This is a genomic window from Psychrobacter pasteurii, assembly GCF_900162815.1.
Taxonomy (GTDB): domain Bacteria; phylum Pseudomonadota; class Gammaproteobacteria; order Pseudomonadales; family Moraxellaceae; genus Psychrobacter; species Psychrobacter pasteurii.
On record NZ_FUGD01000045.1, the window covers coordinates 17,291 to 39,983 of the forward strand.

Below are 22,693 nucleotides of genomic sequence, written 5' to 3' on the forward strand. Positions count from 1 at the left end.
AAACACTTTAATTTGGAGCACACCCCCATGAAAATCAGATCACAAGTAGGCATGGTGCTTAACCTCGATAAATGTATCGGTTGTCACACCTGCTCAGTTACCTGTAAAAACGTTTGGACCAGCCGTGAAGGTATGGAATACGCATGGTTTAACAACGTTGAGTCAAAGCCGGGTATTGGTTATCCCAAAGACTGGGAGAATCAAAACAAATGGAAAGGCGGCTGGATTCGTAATGCCAATGGCACGATTAACCCGCGTATCGGTGGTAAATTCAGAGTGTTAGCGAACATCTTCGCTAACCCAGATTTACCAGAGATTGACGATTACTACGAGCCGTTTGATTTTGATTATCAGCACCTTCAAACCGCACCCATTAGTAATCACCAACCGATTGCTCGTCCGCGCTCTGCCATTACCGGCAAGCGTATGCAGAAAATCGAGTGGGGCCCTAACTGGGAGGAAATTTTAGGGTCAGAGTTTGAAAAGCGTCGCCGTGATAAAAACTTCGACAACGTGCAAGCAGACATCTATGGCGAGTATGAAAACACCTTCATGATGTATCTGCCACGTCTATGCGAGCACTGCCTAAACCCAACCTGTGTGGCGTCTTGCCCAAGTGGTGCGATTTATAAGCGTGAAGAAGATGGCATTGTACTGATTGACCAAGATAAATGCCGCGGCTGGCGTATGTGTATCTCAGGCTGCCCATACAAGAAGATTTACTATAACTGGAAATCGGGTAAATCTGAAAAATGTATATTCTGTTATCCACGTATTGAAGCGGGCATGCCAACGGTATGTTCTGAAACCTGTGTTGGCCGTATTCGCTATCTTGGCGTGCTTTTATATGATGCCGATAAGATTGCAGAAGCGGCTGCAACACCAAACGAGCAAGACTTATATCAAGCGCAATTGGATGTGTTTTTAGATCCAAATGACCCAAAAGTAATTGCGCAAGCTTTAAAAGATGGTGTCCCTCAGTCTGTCATCGATGCGGCGCAGAAATCTCCTGTTTATAAGCTGGCGATGGATTGGAAACTGGCACTGCCGTTACATCCAGAATACCGCACCTTACCAATGGTTTGGTATGTACCGCCTTTATCACCAATCCAAAACGCTGCAGAAGCGGGCAAAGTGGGCATGGACGGTCTAATCCCAGATGTAGACAGCTTACGTATTCCACTACGTTATTTGGCTAACATGCTAACTGCTGGTGATGAAGAGCCGGTACGCATGGCACTAAAACGCCTATTGGCTATGCGTAGCTATAAGCGTATGCAATTGGTCGAGAAGCAAGAAGTACAAAGTATCTTAGACGATGTGGGCTTAACCAAGCTACAAGTGGAAGAGATGTACCGCTACCTTGCTATCGCTGATTATGAAGATCGTTTTGTTATCCCAACCGCGCACCGTGAAGAGGCAATGAGCGATGCGTTTGCTGAGCGTAATGGTTGTGGGTTCACCTTCGGTGAAGGCTGCTCAGGTAGTAATGATGTCAGCATGTTTGGTCAGAAAAAAGCCACTCGCCGTGACTTCATTGACACTGTTCAAAAGTGGGAGGTGTAGGATGACAACGCTAACTCAACAAGTAAAGGCGAAAGCATCAGATATGCCAGTGATTGGCGATTCAGATATGAAGGTTTTAAAAGTATTAAGCTTGCTGATTGACTATCCTACCAATGAGCTATTTGAAGGCGAAACTCTAACAATCTGCAAACAGATAGTTAGCAGCTCACCTCTAATGAGTCCTGAGGTACGTCAACAAATCATCGATTTGATCGATGACATGGTTGAGATTGGTAGCTTAGAAGCTCAAGCCCGTTACGATGGTCTTTTTGAGCGTGGCCGTTCTTTATCATTATGGCTTTTTGAGCATGTACATGGCGAGTCTCGTGACCGAGGTCAGGCCATGGTGGATTTGATGGGCCAATATGAAGAAGCTGGTTTTGAAATTGGGCTAAAAGAGCTGCCTGACTATCTGCCTATGTATTTAGAGTTCTTAGCATATCAAGCCGCAGAGACTGGCGATGAGATTCAAGTTCGTATGGATATCGCTGATGTCAGTCACATTATCGCGATGCTTGCAGCAAGGCTTAAAGATAGAGACAGTTTGTATGAAGGTTGTTTTAACGCACTGCTACAAATAGCTGGCAAGCCACTGGATCCAGTTGATGCATTAGAGGAGCAAGTGCAACAAGAGCAGCGTGACGATACTTTTGAAGCCCTTGACCAAGAGTGGGAAGAAGAAGTGGTTGATTTCTTAGGGGCGCAGCAAGAAGAACGCTGCCCATCAAGCACTCATAACCTTGCAAAAGGTATTGCGATAGACCGCAATGTGATGCCACCAAAACAAGTCGATGCCCCTGTGCATTGGGTAGATTTCGATAAACCGAAATCGGTTAAACAGCCTTAAGGAGAGAGAGGACATGAATATTGCAGATCCTAGTGTACAGTCTTTAGCCAACCTAAGCTGGCTACAAATATTTTTATTTGGCATCTACCCATACATCGCCTTAGTGGTCGCTATTGTGGGTACTTGGGCGCGTTTTGACTTGTCACAATACTCGTGGAAGACCGGCTCATCACAAATGCTACGTAACAAAAACATGCGTTTAGCAAGTAACTTATTTCACGTCGGTATTATCGTCGTTTTACTTGGTCACTTCTTTGGTATGTTAACGCCGCACTTTATTTATGAACCGTTTATTAGTGCAGGTCATAAGCAAATATTGGCCGTCGTGGTAGGGGGTATTGCTGGGGCGGTGTGTTGGGTAGGTATGGTGATGCTGATGTGGCGTCGTTTTACGGATGATCGCATCTCAAACACCTCCTCTTTTAGTGATAAGTTGGTGTTGATACTGCTGTTTATACAATTGAACTTGGGGCTAATTTCAATCTTCACCTCTATGCAGCATCTGGACGGCTTAACCATGATGAATCTAGCAGGCTGGGCACAAGATATTACTATCTTAAGGCCTTGGCATGCCGCAGCTCGTATCGAACAAGCTGACCTGATTTATCAGCTGCATATGGCACTGGGTATTACGCTGATTATGATTTTCCCGTTCACACGTTTGATTCATATCATCAGTGCACCAGTGTGGTATTTGGGCCGCCGTTATCAGATTGTTAGACAAAAACAATCGCAGTAGAAAGTCTCACAAAAGTGATACAACGAAGATTGGTGGGGTAGATTTATAAGATTCATTTTATATGAATGTTATGATAAAATAGCTTTCATTGTAGCCAACGCTGCAATTTTCTATCCCATCAATCATGATTGCTGCAACTTATTACTGATAGGCAATCACTAAGGAAGTAAAAATGGCATCACCACAAACACTAGCTGTTGTTAAACAAACGGTTCCTGTCCTTGAAACACACGGCACTCAGATTACAACGGTGTTTTATCAAAATATGTTTGCCGAGCACCCTGAGCTGTTGGATATTTTTAACGAAACCAACCAAAAGCTAGGACATCAGCAAAGCGCTTTGGCAACCACTGTTTTAGCGGCTGCAAAGCACTTAGAGCAATTAGAAGTGTTGCTACCGCAAGTGATGCAAATAGGCCATAAGCACCGTGCCTTACAAATTAAACCTGAGCACTATCCCATTGTCGGCAAACATCTATTAGGCGCTATCAAAGAGGTGCTTGGCGATGCGGCAACCGATGAGATTATCAACGCTTGGGCTGAGGCCTATGATGAGATTGCTTCGGTGTTTATCAAAGTTGAAGCAGATATGTATCAAGAGGCCATGTGGTCAGGCTTTATACCTTTTAAAGTTATCAAAAAAGAAATCACAGGTTCTGATATCGCAGCTTTCACAGTACAACCTGAAGACAATAGCTTTGATGTTAGCCGCCTACCATTGACAGCAGGTCAGTACATTACGGTTAAAACAGATCCTGAGGACAGTGATCATATCGCATTAAGACACTACTCATTGTATTCAGTCGATAGTAGTGAAGGTCTAAAGTTCGCTGTACGCCGTGACAACAAAAATGAGCACCGCGGATTGGTATCTAATCATTTACACGATAAGGTTAAAGTAGGCGATACCCTATTGTTATCAGCCCCTGCTGGTGATTTTAAATTAAACCAATCACTGATTGAACAAAATGATATCCCATTGGTACTAATCAGTGCTGGCGTGGGTGTAACCCCTGTACTTGCCATGCTTGAAGCACAAGTTAAAGCTAATCCAAAGCGTCCTATTATTTGGGCCTATGCTTGTCAAAACCAAGATTTCCACGCTTTTGATGGTCGGGTTAATGCTTTATTAGAGCAAGCAGAACAGGTACAAAAAAGCACGTTCTACTTTGAAAGCAATCAGTTGTTAAACGAAGAGTGGCTAAAAACCCTACCTAACCCAGCAGATGTCTATGTCTGTGGCTCCATGATATTTATGGACAGTATGATCGATGGGTTAGCCGCTTTAGAGCACAGTAACGACTACATTCACTACGAGCCCTTTGGTCCAAAAATGAGCCTAAGTGCTGGTTAAACTATTTACGTTAAGAAGTCATTAATACGCTTTTGCTAAAGCAAAACCACTATAAAGCTTACTGATTTTTTTGAATTGGCTTTATAGTGGAGTATGACTTAATGGAGTAAAACATGACGGCAATGACCTATGATCCAAGACAAGTCGCTGATGATAATATTCGCATTATGCCGACCTCAGATGATCTAAAGAAACCACATTCTGACCAAGAGTTTATTGAAAAAGCATTGGCGGAGGAACGTAGCAATCATAAAAATTTAATTGCTTCTAGTCGCGAAGAGTTGCCAAGTGTTTACGTCAATGGTGTCATGATTGACAAACAGGCCATTGCACAAGAGCTACAGTATCATCCAGCACCCACCAAAGAAGATGCTTTGTTCCTAGCGACTCAAGCCTTGGTAGTACGTGAACTATTAAAGGATGCTGTACTTAATGATGAGGCACTTGGTCAAGAGGCTTGGGATAGTAATGAAGAACAAGCCATTTCAGACTTGATTGATAAAAACGTAAATGCAGCCACTCCTGAAAATGAGGTCTGTGAGCGTTACTACGAGCAAAACAAATCTGACTATAAAACTGCTCCAATTATGTCGGTACGTCATATCTTGTTAGCCAGTCTTCCTGAAGATGGCGAAGAGCGCTTAGCACGTAAAAAACAAGCGTACGAGCTGATTGAGCAAATCAAAAACAGCAACAATCCAAGTGCTGAATTTATTGAATTCGCTCGTCAGTATTCAGCTTGCCCCTCAAAAGAGCAGGGCGGAGAGCTGGGTGTACTTAGCCAAGGTCAGACAGTGCCTCAGTTTGAGTCCGTAGTATTTACTATGGATGAAGGGTTGGCACCAAGTCCTGTTGAAACCCGTTATGGCTTTCATATAGTCGATGTGATGGATAAGCAGCCGGGCGTTCAGCTTGAATACTTGCAAGCTAAACCTGCCATCGCTAATAAACTGGCGCAGCAAGCTTTCCATCATGGGCTATGTGATTATCTATATGTTCTTGCTGAGCAAGCAGATATTGACGGCATTCAAATGGAGCTGTCTCAAGAGAATGTATACCGAGGGTAGGATAATAGTTAAATAGCTGCCCTTGAATATATTTTGATAAAGACATAATAATAAGGAACTATTATGAAACGAGCTGCTCAACTCCAGCCATTATCTCGGGAGCATCACCAAGGATTGGTTATCTCCCGCCATGCCAAAGAGTGCGCCAATGATGTTGAAGAAATTGCCAAACATTGGACCGCTTTGACAGACTATATTAATAAAAATATGACCAACCACTTTAAAGTGGAAGATGATTTAATGCTGGCTAAGCTTGAGCCTTATCGATACAGCCACCCTCAAGTAGCAGAGGTTATCGATCAAATAGCGGATCAGCACAATAAATTATACCAACTTATCGAGTCACAAAGCCTTAGCGCTGCTCAAGTGCAGGAACTCGGCAGTGTGTTGTATGATCATATTCGTTTTGAAGAACGTGAACTGTTTCCACTGGCTCAACAAATTTTGTCTGAGCAAGAGCTACAAGCTATTTATGATGCCAGCTCCAAAAATGTTAAGCGCGAAGAAGAGAACCGATAAGCTAGAACCCCGACAGGAAGTCGTTAATTTAACTTATCGTGCGTAATTCTCCACCTATAATCTTTGATTTAGGTGGAGATGTCAGCACGGGAGAGCTAGTCAGGACGTTCTTGTTTTTCGATATATTGCCTAATTGTATCAATGGTAGCACCGCCAGTGCGCAGCAAACAATATGCTCTAGTCCAAAGTACAGGCTTCCAGTAAAACTCTGCCAAATGTTCTGCAAATTCTTTTCTCATCAGTCGGCTAGTTACTGTTTTTAGATTATTGATAAACTTATTTGGCATGATATTGGGGTGCATATCAAGCAGTAAATGCACATGGTCCGCTTCTTCGTTGAACTCTAACAGCTCAACCTCCCATTTTTAACAAAGGTCAGTTATGATTTCTTTTAGCCTATCAAGCATAGCCCCAGTAAAGCATTTTCTACCGTTTTTCGTGACTAACACTAAATGATAAATTAGTTTATAAACACTGTTGTCATGGGATTTTAATTACTTACTCATAATTGATATCAAATAGAAGTGATGCTAGGTTATATCTCTATTAAAGACGACTTCCAAGCCATGCTCAAAGCCTATAAATATCGCATTTACCCAAATCGTGAACAGCAGGTGCTTATCGAAAAGCACTTTGGCTGTAGCCGTTTTGTGTTCAATTGGGCGTTGGCTTTGCAAAAACGCTACTACGCCATGTTTGGTAAATCTTTATCACGCACTAAAATTCAAAGCCATTTAGTGAAAAAGAAAAAGAAAGCTAGATTTGCATGGCTTAGTGAAGTTAACAGCCAGTCATTACTAAATGCTTTGCTCAATGTGCATACCGCCTTTACCAACTTCTTCAAAGGTCAGGCTAAGTTTCCACGTTTTAAATCTAAAAAAATCCCACAGCGAAGTTATCAATGCCCCCAACACTGCACCGTAAACTTTGAGCAAGGCATGATCAACCTACCTAAAATAAAGGGTATTAAGACCGTATTTAGCCGTGAGTTTGAGGGCAGGGTTAAGACAGTAACGATTAGTAAGACAGCAACAGGCAAATACTATGCAAGCGTACTAGTTGATAATGGTGAAGCACTGCCGACATCAACCACAATAGAGCCTAGCTTGACTGTGGGTATTGATTTAGGCATCCGCCACTTACTTAACTTATCAGACGGTAGCAAGTTTGATAACCCAAAACATTTAGCCAAAGCCAGTCAAAGACTTTCTGCACAGCAAAAAATCTTTGCCCGTAAACAAAAACAAAGTAAAAACTATCAAAAACAAAAATTAACGGTTGCTCGTATTCATGAAAAAGTACGTAACCAGCGCTTAGACTTACACCATAAAGTCACGTATAAACTGATTTGCGAAAACCAAGCGACCAGTTATGCGATTGAAGATTTAGGTGTGAAAAATATGGTAAAGAACCGTAAACTTGCCAAAGCCATTAATGATGTTGGCTGGGGACAGTTTGTTACCCTGCTTACTTACAAGGCGAATTGGTATGGTAAGAATATCCTAAAGGTAAATCGGTTCTTTGCCAGTAGTAAAATTTGTTCGCATTGTCATCACAAATTAGACAGTCTGCCGTTATCGGTGCGTCATTGGACGTGTCCTAGCTGTCAAACACAGCATGACCGTGATATCAATGCAAGCAATAATATACGCCAACAGGCGTTAGCTGATGTAGCAGGACTTGCTACTGTGTAAAGAGTTCCTCCATGCCTATACCTATCAGCGTAGGTGGCATGGCGAAAGGTGGTGACACAATCCTAGATTGAAGTTACTATGGGTCGCAAAGATTCCCCCACCATAACCGCTAGGTTTGGTGGTGGGAGTAGGTCAATCTCTAACTATAATAGTAAGGAAATAACATGAGCCATATTGTCATTCCAAGTCACTGGAGAGTGAAACGCTCCACACCATTTTTTACCAAAGACAACATTCCACCTTCATTATTAACCCATCACAATACTGCCGAAGGTATCTATGGGCAAATTTGTGTGATGCAGGGTACTGTCATTTTTTATGGTTTTGCTGATGAGCAAGCGACTGAGCCTGAAAAAAGAATCGTTATTAACGCTGGCGAGTTTGCAGTGAGTCCGCCGCAGTACTGGCACCGTGTTGAATTAAGTGAGGATGCTCAGTTTAATATCAACTTTTGGTCCGAAAAGGATCATGAGGGCAGTAAGGTGATGCAGCAATCCAAGATTCATAATCAGCCGATAGAGAATTTATTTGAAGATACAGATCGCTAGAAAGTAGTTATAACAGCAAAGCACAAAGGTCAAAAGTCAAAAGATAGACCCTAGTGACTTGATACGAGGAGGTCATTGATTAAGTGGACGCTATTTTATATGCTAACCTAATCGATGATTTCCTCTATCAATAAGAACAAGGATACTTTTATGACTACCACTATTTTTCATAACCCAAGATGCAGCACGTCACGTAATGCTTTGGCGCTTATAAAAGCGTCAGGGGAGACTCCAGAGGTGGTGGAGTATCTAAAAACACCACCGAGCCGTGAGTATTTGATTGAGCTATTAAATAAGATGCAAATGTCGCCACGTGAGCTTATGCGTAGCAAAGAAGCGGTGTTTACTGAGCTCGGATTAGACAATCCTGAGGTTAGTGATGATAAGCTCATTGACGCCATGATTGATAATCCAATTTTAATTAATCGTCCGATTGTCGTGACGGAGAAAGGGGCTGTGCTGTGTCGTCCTTTAGAGCGTATATTTGAAGTATTAGCCAATCCTGTGGCTGAGTTTACCAAAGAAAATGGTGAGGTTATTGTTAATCCTAATGCTTAGTGCTGTTGTGTTCTTATCATTGCAGTAATCAAAAGGTTAACTCTTAAACTCTAAACTCACCGTTTTATTGAGCCTCAAATACTTATGCCTTCTTACCCTTGTCTGTATTCTTTTCGCCGCTGTCCTTATGCCATGCGTGCTCGCCTTGGCATATTGTTTGCCCAGCAACAAGTTGAACTGCGGGAGGTTGTATTAAAAAATAAACCCCCACAAATGCTTGCCATCAGTCCTAAAGGTACTGTGCCTGTATTGCAACTGATGGATGGTAGCATTATTGAAGAAAGCCGAGAAATCATGGTGTGGGCGCTTGAGCAAAATGATCCTCAAAACTTGCTAGATGAGGCATTAAGAACTCAAGGGGATGAGTTAATTGACCAAAATGACAACGAGTTTAAATACTGGCTCGATCGTTATAAATACGCTGATCGTCATCCACAAATGTCTCAAGCGGACTATAGACAAAAAGGTGAAATCTTTTTACAGCAGCTAGAGGCTTTACTTAGTCAACACCGCTACTTGCTAGGTAATGAGATCAGTGTTGCGGATATTGGTGTTATGCCATTTGTGCGGCAGTTTGCTCATGTCGACCGTGAGGTTTTCTATAATCTACCTTATCCTAACCTACAGCGGTGGTTACAAGATTGGCTTGAGCACCCTCTATTTGTGCAAGCAATGACTAAGTTTAAACCTTGGGAAGAAGGCGATGAGTTGGTAGTCTTTGGGAGTTAAAGTAGGAAAGTAGGGTAGTCGAGTCGGTTAATCTCAATTGAGAAGCAATTTAAGTTACAAATAAGAAGCCGCCTAAATTTAGGCGGCTTCTTATTAAAGGTTGAAAATAGTGTTTTCATAAAGATTTTAAGCTAATTGAGCTAACAGTTTGTGACATTAAGATTTTGGGGGAATTAACTCGCCGCCCAAATCTTTCAAGAAATGCCGCATGTTTTCTGACAACTGTAAATGCGGACTCCCAGCAATTTTAACCTGCTCTAAATTTCTTAAACCTATTAGGCTTTCGGGTAAGGCTCTTAAATCATTGGAATAAAGCTCAATGCTTTGCAGCCGATGTAAATTACCAATAGACTCTGGCAAATGTTGCACCTTAGTACCTCGCATATCAAAGCTCTCAAGAGCTGACAAATTACCGAAATTATCTGGCAGTTTCTGCAACTGCCTTGAAAAGATATTCAGTGATTTTAAGTTTTTGAGGTCACAAACACTCTCAGGAAGCTCAGCAAAGCTAGGGTGTAAAAATACTAGCGTTTGCAAGCTATCTAATTGACCAAAGTTAGTTGGTAAATGCTTTGTATCCACCCCAACCAGTCTTAGATATTTTAGCTTTTTTAGATTGACTATCGCCTTCGGTAAGGTGTTAAATGCGCTACGCTCAACCTTTCTAACACCTTCTTTGTAGGTGATAGACTGACCAAAAAAGATATCAAGCGTTTTTATGTGGGGTAGGGACTCTGGGTCACGGGGAATCATAGAGTTAGGTACATTATTGGTATCTGCCCAGTCCCAAATCTCTTGTATCCAGTCTTCAACTTGAGTGTTTTGATTGTCAGTGGTGTTGTCAGTTTTCATAATACTTTCCTTTAGCGTCTTTATTAGATTAGGTGAAAATCGTTAAGTTTTTACAGTGCTTGAGGACCAGCACGTAAAACTGAATAATTAAAATGATATAAAGGAGTGTCAGAAAAAACAGACGTGAAAACACCTCCTAAACGACATAAAGCCTTAGGATAATTGTAGTTTTTAAAAGGGTTACTTCTAAAAAGGAGGGAAGGTAATATCGATGCGATAGAAGTTGAGTGACTAATTTTAGACATAAAAAATCTCCTAGTGCTCTGTCTGTGCCAAATAAAAAACGACACAGTCACCTTACAGAGCAAAAAGGAGTTGTGCGTTTTACCAGTCTTTGTTTTTCATCGCGCTGGAAGTAGCCATAAACCCACGATGTTTTTTTATCATATCAACTCATTTATAATTTGTCAAAAATAAAATAAGATGAATTTTATTCATGTTTTAAATGAGCCCTAAAAAAGCCCTGATAGTAGCTATCGGGGCTTTTGACTATAACTTTTGAGAGTTTTTAAAGGATTCTAATAGCCTAAAAATAAGCTCATAGAAATTACAGTAACTCTTTACGTAGCTGGGCTGGAGACTTAGGGGATAATAAACCAGGGGCTACATCAAAGACGGTTTTTGCGCCAGTTTCACCCGCTAAATTCATCTTATGAACGGCGCGGGCATAGGCCACTAGAACGCTAGAGGTAAACTCTGGGTTGCTGCCTAGTTTTAACGAAAATTCGATGGTTTGATTATTCTTCTCGTTTTCGGTACCACTAACACCACTGCGAATGACAAAGCCGCCATGAGGCATCTTTTGATGATCACGGTCAAAGGTTTGTTGGTCAATGAAGTGTACTGTGGTGTCATAGTCGGCGAAGTAATCAGGCATGGTCACAATAGCATTGCGTACGGTCTCTTCATCAGCCCCATCTTCTAGTACCACATAACATTCGCGAGTGTGCTTCTCACGGGTGCTTAGGGTAGGCTGCTCACCGCTACGGACTCGTTCCATAGCAGATTCTGAAGGTAGGGTATATTGTACGCCTGACTTAACCCCATCCACGCGGCGCACTGCATCTGAGTGCCCTTGGCTTAGGCCTTTACCCCAGAAGGTATAAGTCTCACCAACGGGTAAGATGGCTTCACCGTATAAGCGGTTGATAGAAAATAGACCAGGATCCCAGCCCACAGACAATAAGGCCACTTTGCCTGCTTGCTTAGCAGGAGTATCTAGCGACTCAAAGTACTCAGGAATTTTGGCATGTGTATCGAAGCTGTCAACGATGTTAAATAGCCCTGCAAGCTTTGGCCCTTGTTCAGGTAAGTCTGACTTAGAGCCACCGCATAAAATCAGCACGTCTATCTCATCTTTATATTGTGCAATATCGTCCATTGAGTACACAGGCACGCTATTGTCAATCAAGGTGACTGAAGCGGGATCACGGCGACTGAATACGCCGACCAACTTCATGTCTGGGCTTTGATTAATAGCGGCTTGGGCACCGCGACCTAGGTTACCATAACCGGCGATGGCAACTTTGATTACTGGTTGTGTCATTATGATTGGCCTTTTAAGTAATACATTTTAAGTCGTAAAGTGTGCGGTAAATTGCACTAAAATACATTAGTAATTTTAACCTTTTTGATTATATCAGAGCTGTACTTGGTTGAGCTAGGAGGATAAAGGTACTAAGATACTGTAGCGATTTCAAAAGCTAAATCTTGTTTAATCATTCACCCTGTAGCTACAATGGGATTTTTTTTCACAATGGAGACAACGTATGGATACAATGCTAACAACCCCAATCACGGATAAGTGCGCCTGGAAAGGCAAGGATATCGCGGATAAAAACGATTGGATAGTAAGATTAGATCAGCATTTGATATCTGTTCTAGATAGCGCTCTTAAGAGCATTCAAGCAAAAAATTTACAAGCCCCAAACTTTGAGAAAAGTGACGTTCCCATTGATGATGCCGCCTTTTTAACCTTAGTAGAAGAGGTATCCGAGGAATTAGAGAATGGTTATGGCTTCGTTGTGATAAAAGGCCTGGATGTTTCTGTTTATAACGAACAAGATTTAACAGATATTTATTATATTTTAGGCCTGTATTTGGGGATTCCTGTTATTCAAAACAAAGAGCGTCAGCTTTTAGGCTTTGTAGAAAATGTTGGCGATGCCAATGATAAGCAGACGCGAGTGTATCAGACCAATGAAAACCTGCCGTTTCATGCAGATTTATCAGATGTGGTCGGGCTACTTTCTATTCGTAAAGCCATGAAAGGTGGCGAGAGTAGTTTGGTAAGCTTTTCTGCTGTGTATAACACCATTTTGGAAGAATATCCTGAGTATCTGGCCTATTACTATCATCCAGCCTATTTAAATCATCTAGGAAAAGACGGCCCAGCGTTAACGCCAATGTTTAGCTACTGGGATGGCAAGCTGGCATGTCGCTATCTAAGAAAATACATTGAAACCGGACATGAGATTATGAATATTCCTATGTCTCGGGTGCAAATCGATGCGCTAGATATCTTTGATGAAATAAGCCATCGTCCAGAGTACAGATTGGACATGATGCTTGAGCCTGGAGATATTCAGCTGTGTAATAACTATGTGGTAATGCACTCAAGACAATCGTTTGAAGATTACCCTGAAAAAGACAGAAGACGTAAGTTGGTTAGATTGTGGCTAAAAGTTCCTAATGCCAGAACGCTTGCGCCAGACTTCCCAGGGAAAAATGGCTATACGTTGTAATTAAATTAGGGCAGTGCATAAATCACTTTTTAAAAACCAGGAACTTAGCTTCAACTCGGAAGAAGCGCTTATAAAGATGTATTAATGGAATGAAACAACCTGTGGATTCTCTTAGATTTAGAAAGTACCCCTCAACAACTGCGCTGCAATGCTTTGAAGCGGCAGCGCGGTTGCTGAGCTTTACTGGGGCTGCCCAAGAGCTGTATATGACTCAAAGTGCGGTGAGTAAGCAAGTCGCTCAGCTTGAGGATATGCTCAATATTTCCTTGTTTTATAGAACCTCTCAACGCATCTCTTTAACGCCGGCAGGTAAGCGTTATTATCTAGAAGTATTTAATATCTTAAGCTCGATTGAAAGCGCTACTGTCTCGTTGATGTCACATGTGGACAACGGAGAGACGTTAAAGTTATCCGCACATCCTACCTTTTGTGCGCGCTGGCTGATTCCTGCTTTAGCCGGTTTTAATGACGAATATCCTTCGATTAATTTAGATATCAAAGAGCAAGAAGGGCCGTTTTTTAATGAGGATCATGATACAGATGTCGCTTTTTTATATGGCGATGGGGTCTGGACAGGCATGGAGTCGGTCAAGCTGTTAGAAGAATATTGCATCGCTGTATGCAGCCCTGATTATTATGATAAACACATCAAGGCAGTGGATGCTGAGGATAATCACAAGCTGGCAGGTTGTACCTTGTTACACCTGAATTCACGACTGAGTGCTTGGTACGATTACTTTAAGCAGCAACAGCTTCATGTGGAAGGCACCTTTGTTGGGCCAAGATTTGATACCTTTCATTCCTGCATTTCAGCAGCCTTGTTAGGTTATGGCGTGGCACTGGTACCACGGATTTTGGTAACCCCAGAGATTAACAGCGGGGCATTGATACAAGCCGATGATTATTATGCCAAAACCAAAAGCGCTTATTACGTCACCTATCCCCTGACTTTGGGCAATAGTCAAAAAGTTCGGGCAGTCATTAAGTGGGTATTTGAGTATATGGACCGAGTTAATAGAAATTAAAACCAGTTCTATCAATGATTTAAATGCTGCCATAAAAAAAGGAATAGTTGCTCAACTTTTATTCGTTTGCCTGTTATTCGTGCTTTTGGTGAAATGAACGTATCAATCATGGAAGATATGAGACGTTTATGACCAACTTATACAATGTGACCGATGCCTTTACTATGGTGCATCCGCTCACCCTCATCAAAGGAAAAAACGCAGTCGTTTGGGACAAGGACGATAAGCGCTACATTGATTTTGTGGGCGGTATCGGTGTTTTAAACTTTGGCCATTGTCACCCCAAAATTGTTGATGCCATTCATCAGCAAGCCAGCAATCTTATTCACTATGCTTACAATGCCGCCGGTCATCAGCCGTATCAAACGCTGATGCCACGGCTTTGTGAGCTCATTCCTATAAATAGCCCTCTCTCAGGCATGCTCACCAACTGCGGTGCAGAAGCTACTGAGAATGCCCTAAAAATCACTCGTATCAAAACAGGCCGCGTTGGGGTTATTGCCTTTGACGGCGGTTTTCATGGGCGCACTTTGGCCGCGGTGAACCTCAATGGCAAAGTCGCTCCTTACAAAACGGGTCTCGGTCCTCTAGCCGGTAGCGTGTATCACATTCCTTTTCCAAGCCCAGATAATGGCATCAGCGATCAGCAGGCCATTGAGGCGTTAGATCGTATCAGCACGGTCGAAACCGATATCAATAACATCGGAGCCATCATTATGGAGCCGGTGCAGGGCGAGGGCGGTTTTCAGATGATGTCCAAAAGCTTTGCACAATACTTACGAGCCTTCTGCGATAAGCATGGCATCTTACTGATTATGGATGAAATTCAATCTGGCTTTGGTCGCACTGGCATACCTTTTGCCTTTACTCATTTAGAGATTGAACCTGATTTAATTCTACTGGGCAAGAGCATCGCTGGCGGTCTACCTTTGGGTGCGGTTATTGGTAAAGATTCAGTTATGAATGGACTGCCTAAAGGCAGTTTGGGAGGGACTTATTCAGGCAACCCTGTGGCCTGTGCGGCAGCCAACGCCACATTAGATATTATGGAGGAAGGGTCGGTTTGGGATTCTGCCAAAGCGTATGAGCAAACGTTAGTCAGCAATTTTGAGAGTTGGAAAGCTGAAGGCGTGTCTAACTGGTTACACAAGCTAACCGGCATTGGGGCAATGCGTGGTATTGAACTGCGTCACCCAAAACACGGCACCTCACCTGAGATTATGACCAAAATATTATCAGAAGCTCGTGATAAGGGCCTACTGCTGATGCCAAGTGGTAAGTATCGCCACATCATCCGTTTATTGCCGCCTTTGACCATTGAGCCTGAACTATTACAACAAGGGCTGGATATTTTAAAACAGGTGCTCAGCGCTCTACCTGATGAGTTGGCAGAAGTTTAATAAGGTGCCAATCAAACATAAAGCCAAATAAAAAATTCAAACAACACACTAAGTTAAACCATTAAGGTGACCATTATGACAGTAGTAGACTTTATGAAAACCGATGAGATTCGACATCAGTTCTCCCAAGCCATGTCGACGATGTACCAAAAGGAAGTGCCTTTATATACCGAGCTGATAGAGCTGGTAAATGAGGTTAATGAGTCGGTGATGCAGCAGCAACCTGAGATTAAGCAGCAGCTGATCAATACCGGTGAATTAGATAGGTTGGGGGCAGAAAGACATGGCGCAATTCGCTTAGGTACGGCTGAAGAGCTTGAAACCATGCGCCGTTTGTTTGCAGTGATGGGCATGTTTCCAGTCGGCTACTATGATTTAACACCAGCAGGCGTGCCGGTGCATTCTACAGCGTTTCGTGCGGTGAGTACCGAAGCCTTAAATATCAGTCCATTTCGAGTATTTACTTCTCTTCTGAGATTAGAGCTGATTGAAGATGAATCGCTGCGCAGTAAAGCTAAGCAAGCGCTAGAGAATAGAAATATCTTTACTGATAGGGCTATTGAGCTGATTGAAACGTTTGAAAAGCAGGGCGGTCTAACCTCAGATCAGGGTGAGGAGTTTGTGCGTGAGGCGCTAGAGACGTTCCGCTGGCATGAAACCTCGCCAATTAGTAAGTCGCTATATGACCAGCTATTAAGTCAGCACGGTTTGATTGCCGATATTGTTGGCTTTAAAGGTCCGCATATTAACCATTTAACGCCCAGAACCTTAGATATTGACTCGGTTCAAAAAGGCATGAGTCAGCGTAATATTCCGCCCAAAGATATTATCGAAGGTCCGCCACGCCGTAATTGCCCGATTCTGCTACGTCAAACCAGCTTTAAGGCGTTAGAAGAGGCGGTTAATTTTACACGAGAGACAGGAGAAACTGTCGCTGGGACTCACACCGCCCGCTTTGGTGAGATTGAGCAGCGCGGTGTTGCGTTGACCCCAAAAGGCCGTGCTTTATATGACGAGCTACTAAATGCGGCGCGTGCCAAGCTTGGTGCGACCCCAAACGCCAGTAATGCAGATAAATATTATCAGCTGCTGTCGCAAGAGTTTGAGGCCTTTCCAGATAATTATCATAGTTTGCATGAGCAGGACTTGGCGTATTTTTATTATCAATTAAATGAAGATGCAGTCACGGATTCAGTATCAACGCAGCAGGCTAACGAGCTTGTTAATCAAGGCGTGTTACGTATAGAGCCGATTGTTTATGAAGACTTCTTACCGGTGAGTGCAGCGGGCATCTTCCAATCGAATTTAAAAGAAGATAAGCAAAGCAGTTACCAAGGCAATTCAAACCAAGCTGACTTTGAAAAAGCTTTAGGTAGACCTGTTTATGATGAGCTTGAACTGTATCGTAAACTTCAAGAGCAAAGTTTAGAGCGTTGTTTAGACACGCTACAACTTGTTAGCTAAGCGTTTTTCTCAGACTTATAAGTTATTAGTTAAGCCATTAGCAGAGTCTGATTTAGTTATTCTTAAGTGTTTTAAATGCCATTCCAAAAGGGAATGGCAGCAAGAAAATTTTTATTTTGCAACCCAGCGGTGAGTTGGGTAGATTGATAGTGTGCAAAGGAATTCAATTATAATTAACGAAGGAGCAGTTATGATTAAGCAATACATGTCAGCTATGGGCGTTGAAGAGAGCCTGTATCAAAATGGTAACTTTGAAGTAAAGACCCCAATCGATGGGTCAGTTATCGGTAAAGTCACCCTTCATCAAGTCTCTGATGTAGAGACTCAAGTTTCAAATGCCAAAAAAGCGTTCAAAGAATGGCGCACTGTGCCTGCTCCAAAACGAGGCGAATTAATTCGTCTATTGGGTGAAGTGCTGCGTGAGCATAAAGAAGATTTGGGCGCATTGGTCTCTTATGAAGCCGGTAAAATCAAAGAAGAGGGCCTAGGTGAAGTTCAAGAGATGATTGATATCTGTGACTTCGCAGTGGGTCTGTCACGTCAGCTATATGGTCTAACCATCGCCTCAGAGCGTCCAGGTCACCACATGCGTGAGACTTGGCATCCGCTAGGAGTTATTGGTGTGATTTCGGCATTTAACTTCCCAGTTGCGGTTTGGTCATGGAATACAGCGCTGGCTATCGTCTGTGGTAACCCAGTCATCTGGAAACCTTCAGAGAAGACACCACTAACTGCGCTGGCTTGCCAAGCCTTATTTGAAAAAGCACTTGCCAAATTTGAGGGTGCACCAGAGCATCTATCACAAGTACTTCTGGGTGAAGCAGAGGTAGGTAATGCGTTGGTTGAGAACAAAGGCGTGGCCTTAGTTAGTGCAACGGGTAGTACCCGAATGGGTCAAATCGTGGGTCCAAAAGTGGCCAATCGTTTTGGTAAGTCGTTACTAGAGCTGGGCGGCAACAACGCTATGATCCTAACGCCAAGTGCTGACTTAGAGCTTGCTCTACGTGGTATTTTATTCTCAGCAGTGGGTACTGCAGGTCAGCGCTGTACGACCCTGCGTCGCCTGATTGTGCATGAGTCAGTAAAAGATGAAATCCTACCACGCGTCAAAGCCGCTTATGAAAATGTCAGCATCGGTCATCCGCTTGAAGGCAACCTAGTAGGTCCTCTAATTGACCAAGACAGCTTCGATAACATGCAAAAATCGCTTGATAATGCCAAAAAATCTGGCGGTAAAGTCACTGGCGGTGAGCGTGTGTTAGATAGCGAGTATCCAGAAGCGTATTACGTGAAGCCTGCCATTGTTGAAATGGATGAGCAAAACGATGTGGTCCGCAACGAGACATTCGCACCTATCTTATACGTGATGACTTACAAAGACTTTGATGAAGCGCTAGAGATGCAAAACGATGTACCACAAGGCCTATCTTCTTGTATCTTTACCAATGACATCCGTGAAGCAGAGCAGTTCTTAAGCGACAGCGGTAGTGACTGTGGTATTGCCAACGTCAACATTGGTACCAGTGGTGCGGAAATTGGTGGTGCCTTCGGTGGTGAAAAAGAAACCGGCGGTGGTCGTGAATCAGGTTCAGATGCTTGGAAAAACTACATGCGTCGTCAGACCAATACCATCAACTACTCAACTGAGCTGCCGTTAGCTCAAGGTATTAACTTCAACTAGGTTAGTTTTTAAGTTAGCTTAGTTCTCAAGCTAAGTCAGCTCATTTCTGATGCTCTTCTAAGCGGCTTATTTTCCAAAACCTTTTATAAAACGGTTTGGAAGTGGGCCTGCTTAGAAGACACCCCAAGTTCGTTCATTTGTTAGATAAATGTTTTGTGGGGCAATAAGGTTTATTGCCCTTTATTAAGTGACCGTCAATTATTAACTATTATTAAATATTAGTATTAATAAATATTTATAGTTTGTTGGTGGTTTAAGCCATGGATGTGGCAAATATTACTATGGATAGGTAAATATTATGATGACAGAAAAACCTACAAATCCATCAAAAGATGGATATCCAGCTTCGTCGAGCTTTATTTTAGATATCGCTCCACTGGTTCTCACCTCTATTATTTTAATGGTTCAGTTTTTTGTTTTTAAAGACTTTACACCACACATTCCTTTAGCCTGCGGTATCTTGATCACAGCATTATTTATGAAAATGCGTGGCCGTGGATGGGGCGGTATGGAAGAGAGGTTTTTAAAAGTAATTAAAATTGGTCTACCTGCCATGATTATCCTAATGGGCGTTGGTATGTTAATCGGTGCCTGGATTATCGCAGGGACAGTACCAACCATTCTTTATTACGGCTTTGGTATTTTTAGCCCGTCCTCATTCCTAGTTTCGGTGTGTGTCATTTGTGCCATTATTTCTGTGGCCACAGGTACTTCGTGGGGAACGGTTGGTACGGTTGGTCTGGCTATGATGGGTATTGGTCTAGGACTGGGTATTCCTGCTCACTTTGTTGGTGGTGCAATCGTTTCAGGTGCTTTCTTTGGGGACAAAATGTCGCCTTTATCGGATACCACCAACTTAACGCCTGCTGCTGCCGGTGTTGATTTATGGGAGCACATCAGAGGCCTATTGCCAACTACTGTCCCCGCTATGATTACTGCACTTGGTATCTATGCTTGGATTGGTATGGGATACAGCGCCGATTCTGCTGATTTGTCTTCTATTCAGGCTATCCAAGACAGCTTAGCAAGTAACTACAACTTGAGCATCATTACCCTATTGCCTGCGGTTGTGGTTGTTGCTGCAGCGGTTATGAAAATGCCAGCTATTCCAACGGTTTTAAGTGGGGTAGTGGTTGCTGCAGTGATTGCTGTGATTATGCAAGGCGTTGGTATCCACGATGTTTTCAACGTTCTACAAAATGGTTTCAAAAGTGAAACTGGGTTTGAAGTTGTTGACCAGTTATTAAGTAAAGGCGGGGTCATGTCGATGACCTGGGTTATTACCTTAACCATCTTTGCTTTGGCTTTCATTGGATCACTAGAACACTACGGTACGCTTAAAGCGATTATGGCCAAGCTAGATAAGGTTATTAAAACCCGTTTTGGTCTGGTTTTATCAAGCTACGGCAGTGTGTTAGGGGTCGGTACTATTATTGGTGACGTGTATACAACCTGTGTTCTGCCTGGTCGTTTGCTACAAGGCAAATATAAAGAAATGGGTTATAAGCGCACTACCTTAACGCGCTCTATTGAAGACTGCGGTACCTTACTATCGCCACTTATCCCATGGAATATGGGGGGTAGCTTTGTCGCAGCCACGCTGGGTATCGCGACGTTGACTTACGCACCTTTTGCTTTCGCTTGTTGGTTGTCTCCTTTATTTGGTCTGCTGTGGTTGGCTCTTGATAAGTTCATTCCTCGTGAAGCGCCAAGCACAGAAGCTGAAATCAATGAAGAGTCATCTGTGGTTATGAGCTAGAAGGTAGCATGGGTTGAGGAGTTATCGAGATGTTACAAGAACAATGTTTATGGAATATTATTGCACCAGAAGGCGACAGCTTTGAGTCACTACAGGGAGATGAGAGCACCCAGGTTTGTATTATAGGCGGCGGTTATACCGGTCTATCAGCAGCCATTCATCTTGCTGAAAAAGGGGTTAATGTTGTTGTTTTAGAATCCAATAATATTGGTAGTGGGGGCTCAGGACGTAGTGTTGGTTTCGTAAACGCCGGCACTTGGTCACGCCCAAGCGACTTGAATGACATCTTAGGTGAAGAGGTCGGTACCCGTTTGACGAAAGAGCTTGGACTGGCTCCAAGCTACGTATTTGAGATGATTGATAAATACAATATTGATGCTCAAGATACGCGAACAGGTAATATTCATATGGCACACAATGCCACTGGTGAAGAAGATGTTGATATTCGTTATCAGCAGCTTACCGAGCTTGGTGCCAATGTTGAGTTATTGACAGGGGATAAGTGCCATGAATACTGTGGCACCACTAAGATTAATAAGGCCCTTCTTGACCATCGTGCAGGAACGATCAACCCACTGGCTTATGTCAATGGACTAGCGAAAGCAGCCAAATCTCTAGGTGTCACCATATATGAGAACTCGATGGTAAACTCTGTTGAGAAATCAGAGGGTGGTTGGTACGTGAGAACTGATAATGGCAGTGTTCATGCTGAAAAAATCATTGTCGCAACCAACGCTTATACCCAAGGGGAATGGACCGAGATTGCCAAAACCTTCTATTTGGTCGAGTATTATCAGATTGCCTCTGAGCCTTTGTCAGGGCTTGCTGCTGATAAGATTCTACCTTACAGAACAGGGGCTTGGGATACCCGTACCGCCTTATCTAGTATGCGCCGCGACAAAGACAATAGATTGCTACTAGGGACCGTTGGCGGTAAAAAGATGAAGCCAAGAGCTTTTTATCAATCTTGGGCTAATGTGATCCAAAAGCACTATTACCCAGATTTGCCTAAGTTTGAATGGCAATATGAATGGGTAGGGCAGTTTGGATTTACTCAAGATCATGTGTTTAGAGTGTTTGAGATTGATGACAGCATCTTAGCTGCCTGTGCTTACAATGGTAGGGGCATCACTACGGGAACGATGATGGGTAAGTGCTTTGCCGATTATATCTTGAGTGGTGACCGCAATACGATACCGCTTCCTTTTAAAGATATTGAAGAGGAGAAAATACCCTATCAAGGCATGCGCTCTAGTCTGACTGAAATGGGGATCTCTTTGTATCATCTAGGACAGTGTATGCGAATCATCCGTTAGTCAGCTGACTTAATAGTAGGTTTTATCAGTAATTTTTTAAATATAGAAGCTATCTTAGATCCTTAGTTCAATAGGGTTTTTAGCTTCTATTTCTTTTTCTAAAATATAATAAATTTATAAAGCATAATGAGGGCAGTTTAAATTATGACTCAAGTGGCCATTGATACCGATATCCTCCAGACATTACTCACCAGCCTAACCAGTACTCACGGCTTTGATGACAGTCAAATCAAAACAGACAGCGAAAGCCTAGAGCACTGGGGGAAAGACTGGACCAAACACTTTGCTCCAGCACCTTGTGCGGTTGTATTTCCAAAATCAACCGAGCAAGTGCAATCAGTAATTAAGCTTGCCAATGAACACAACATTGTTGTGACGCCAAGCGGGGGTCGCACTGGTTTGTCAGCAGGTGCTGTGGCCAATAATGGTGAAATTGTGATTAGCCTAGATAAGATGAATAAAATCGGTGAGTTTTATCCAGCCGACAGAATGGTTGAAATTGAAGCCGGTGTGATTACCGAGCAGTTACAGCAGTTTGCTGAAGACAAAGGTTTGTATTATCCCGTTGATTTTGCTTCAGCAGGCTCAAGTCAAATTGGCGGTAACATCGGCACCAATGCGGGTGGTATTAAAGTCATTCGTTATGGCATGACCCGTAATTGGGTACTGGGTTTGACTGTTGTTACTGGTAAAGGCGATATCTTACAGCTGAACCGCGGTATGATTAAAAACGCTACCGGTTATGATTTACGTCATTTATTTATCGGTGCAGAAGGTACGTTAGGTATTGTCACTAAAGCTCAGATGAAGCTTGAGCGCGCGCCACAGGAC

General features: G+C 42.9%; 20 protein-coding genes and 1 pseudogene. 18 read left to right on the plus strand and 3 right to left on the minus strand.

Features of this window, described 5'->3' with window-relative positions:
- The first annotated feature begins 27 nt into the window (after positions 1-27).
- The 6 genes from narH (at position 28) to A1232T_RS02015 (ending at position 6,092) form a co-directional block, all read left to right on the plus strand.
- The gene (narH, locus tag A1232T_RS01990; protein ID WP_077447802.1) at positions 28-1,566 is read left to right on the plus strand and encodes a nitrate reductase subunit beta; all 1,539 of its coding nucleotides are present in this window, start codon (positions 28-30) and stop codon (positions 1,564-1,566) included.
- Between the two features lies 1 nt (position 1,567).
- A complete protein-coding gene (gene narJ, locus A1232T_RS01995) occupies positions 1,568-2,413 on the plus strand; it encodes a nitrate reductase molybdenum cofactor assembly chaperone (RefSeq protein ID WP_077447803.1) in 846 nt (281 codons plus the stop codon).
- Between the two features lie 13 nt (positions 2,414-2,426).
- Complete coding sequence (narI, locus tag A1232T_RS02000; RefSeq protein WP_077447804.1) at positions 2,427-3,152, plus strand: respiratory nitrate reductase subunit gamma; 726 nt, start codon at positions 2,427-2,429, stop codon at positions 3,150-3,152.
- Between the two features lie 172 nt (positions 3,153-3,324).
- Positions 3,325-4,506 (plus strand): globin domain-containing protein, encoded by a 1,182-nt coding sequence (locus A1232T_RS02005; protein WP_077447805.1) that lies wholly within the window; start codon positions 3,325-3,327, stop codon positions 4,504-4,506.
- A 113-nt stretch (positions 4,507-4,619) separates the two neighbouring features.
- Positions 4,620-5,573 (plus strand): peptidylprolyl isomerase, encoded by a 954-nt coding sequence (locus A1232T_RS02010; protein ID WP_077447806.1) that lies wholly within the window; start codon positions 4,620-4,622, stop codon positions 5,571-5,573.
- Between the two features lie 63 nt (positions 5,574-5,636).
- Positions 5,637-6,092 (plus strand): hemerythrin domain-containing protein, encoded by a 456-nt coding sequence (locus A1232T_RS02015; protein ID WP_077447807.1) that lies wholly within the window; start codon positions 5,637-5,639, stop codon positions 6,090-6,092.
- 95 nt (positions 6,093-6,187) lie between these two features.
- Here A1232T_RS02015 and tnpA read toward each other — a convergent pair.
- Positions 6,188-6,556, minus strand: a pseudogene (gene tnpA, locus A1232T_RS02020) (IS200/IS605 family transposase); the annotation flags it as partial.
- Between the two features lie 63 nt (positions 6,557-6,619).
- On the opposite strand from tnpA, the gene tnpB reads away from it, so the two are divergent.
- The 4 genes from tnpB to A1232T_RS02040 all read left to right on the plus strand — a co-directional run bounded on the left by tnpB (position 6,620) and on the right by A1232T_RS02040 (position 9,621).
- A complete protein-coding gene (tnpB, locus tag A1232T_RS02025; RefSeq protein WP_244152339.1) occupies positions 6,620-7,786 on the plus strand; it encodes an IS200/IS605 family element RNA-guided endonuclease TnpB in 1,167 nt (388 codons plus the stop codon).
- Positions 7,787-7,950: 164 nt separating this feature from the next.
- Positions 7,951-8,334 carry a TehB family protein gene (locus A1232T_RS02030; RefSeq protein ID WP_077447808.1) on the plus strand — a complete coding sequence of 128 codons (384 nt, stop codon included), beginning with the start codon at positions 7,951-7,953 and terminating at the stop codon, positions 8,332-8,334.
- Positions 8,335-8,484: 150 nt separating this feature from the next.
- Positions 8,485-8,892 (plus strand): arsenate reductase (glutaredoxin), encoded by a 408-nt coding sequence (arsC, locus tag A1232T_RS02035; RefSeq protein ID WP_077447809.1) that lies wholly within the window; start codon positions 8,485-8,487, stop codon positions 8,890-8,892.
- 84 nt (positions 8,893-8,976) lie between these two features.
- Complete coding sequence (locus A1232T_RS02040; protein ID WP_077447810.1) at positions 8,977-9,621, plus strand: glutathione S-transferase; 645 nt, start codon at positions 8,977-8,979, stop codon at positions 9,619-9,621.
- 156 nt (positions 9,622-9,777) lie between these two features.
- Here A1232T_RS02040 and A1232T_RS02045 read toward each other — a convergent pair whose 3' ends face one another.
- Both A1232T_RS02045 and A1232T_RS02050 read right to left on the minus strand, forming a co-directional pair.
- The gene (locus A1232T_RS02045) at positions 9,778-10,473 is read right to left on the minus strand and encodes a leucine-rich repeat domain-containing protein (protein WP_077447811.1); all 696 of its coding nucleotides are present in this window, start codon (positions 10,471-10,473) and stop codon (positions 9,778-9,780) included.
- Positions 10,474-11,020: 547 nt separating this feature from the next.
- A complete protein-coding gene (locus A1232T_RS02050; RefSeq protein WP_077447812.1) occupies positions 11,021-12,019 on the minus strand; it encodes a diaminopimelate dehydrogenase in 999 nt (332 codons plus the stop codon).
- Positions 12,020-12,242: 223 nt separating this feature from the next.
- Here A1232T_RS02050 and A1232T_RS02055 point away from each other — a divergent pair, with 223 nt between their 5' ends.
- The 8 genes from A1232T_RS02055 to A1232T_RS02090 all read left to right on the plus strand — a co-directional run.
- Complete coding sequence (locus tag A1232T_RS02055) at positions 12,243-13,217, plus strand: TauD/TfdA family dioxygenase (RefSeq protein WP_077447813.1); 975 nt, start codon at positions 12,243-12,245, stop codon at positions 13,215-13,217.
- A gap of 89 nt (positions 13,218-13,306) precedes the next feature.
- On the plus strand, positions 13,307-14,242 hold the full coding sequence (locus A1232T_RS02060) for a LysR substrate-binding domain-containing protein (RefSeq protein WP_077447814.1): 936 nt from the start codon (positions 13,307-13,309) through the stop codon (positions 14,240-14,242).
- Positions 14,243-14,370: 128 nt separating this feature from the next.
- Positions 14,371-15,642: a 2-aminoadipate transaminase gene (locus tag A1232T_RS02065; protein WP_077447815.1), complete on the plus strand. Its 1,272-nt coding sequence runs from the start codon at positions 14,371-14,373 to the stop codon at positions 15,640-15,642.
- 75 nt (positions 15,643-15,717) lie between these two features.
- Positions 15,718-17,106 (plus strand): 2-oxoadipate dioxygenase/decarboxylase HglS, encoded by a 1,389-nt coding sequence (gene hglS, locus A1232T_RS02070; protein WP_077447816.1) that lies wholly within the window; start codon positions 15,718-15,720, stop codon positions 17,104-17,106.
- 190 nt (positions 17,107-17,296) lie between these two features.
- Entirely contained in the window at positions 17,297-18,787 is a 1,491-nt protein-coding gene (gene amaB, locus A1232T_RS02075; protein ID WP_077447817.1) for an L-piperidine-6-carboxylate dehydrogenase, read from the plus strand.
- Between the two features lie 298 nt (positions 18,788-19,085).
- Positions 19,086-20,546 (plus strand): Na+/H+ antiporter NhaC, encoded by a 1,461-nt coding sequence (nhaC, locus tag A1232T_RS02080; protein ID WP_077447818.1) that lies wholly within the window; start codon positions 19,086-19,088, stop codon positions 20,544-20,546.
- Between the two features lie 29 nt (positions 20,547-20,575).
- Complete coding sequence (amaA, locus tag A1232T_RS02085) at positions 20,576-21,862, plus strand: L-pipecolate oxidase (protein ID WP_077447819.1); 1,287 nt, start codon at positions 20,576-20,578, stop codon at positions 21,860-21,862.
- A gap of 144 nt (positions 21,863-22,006) precedes the next feature.
- Positions 22,007-22,693 (plus strand): FAD-binding oxidoreductase (locus A1232T_RS02090; RefSeq protein ID WP_143513936.1); only part of this gene is annotated, 687 nt, incomplete at its 3' end.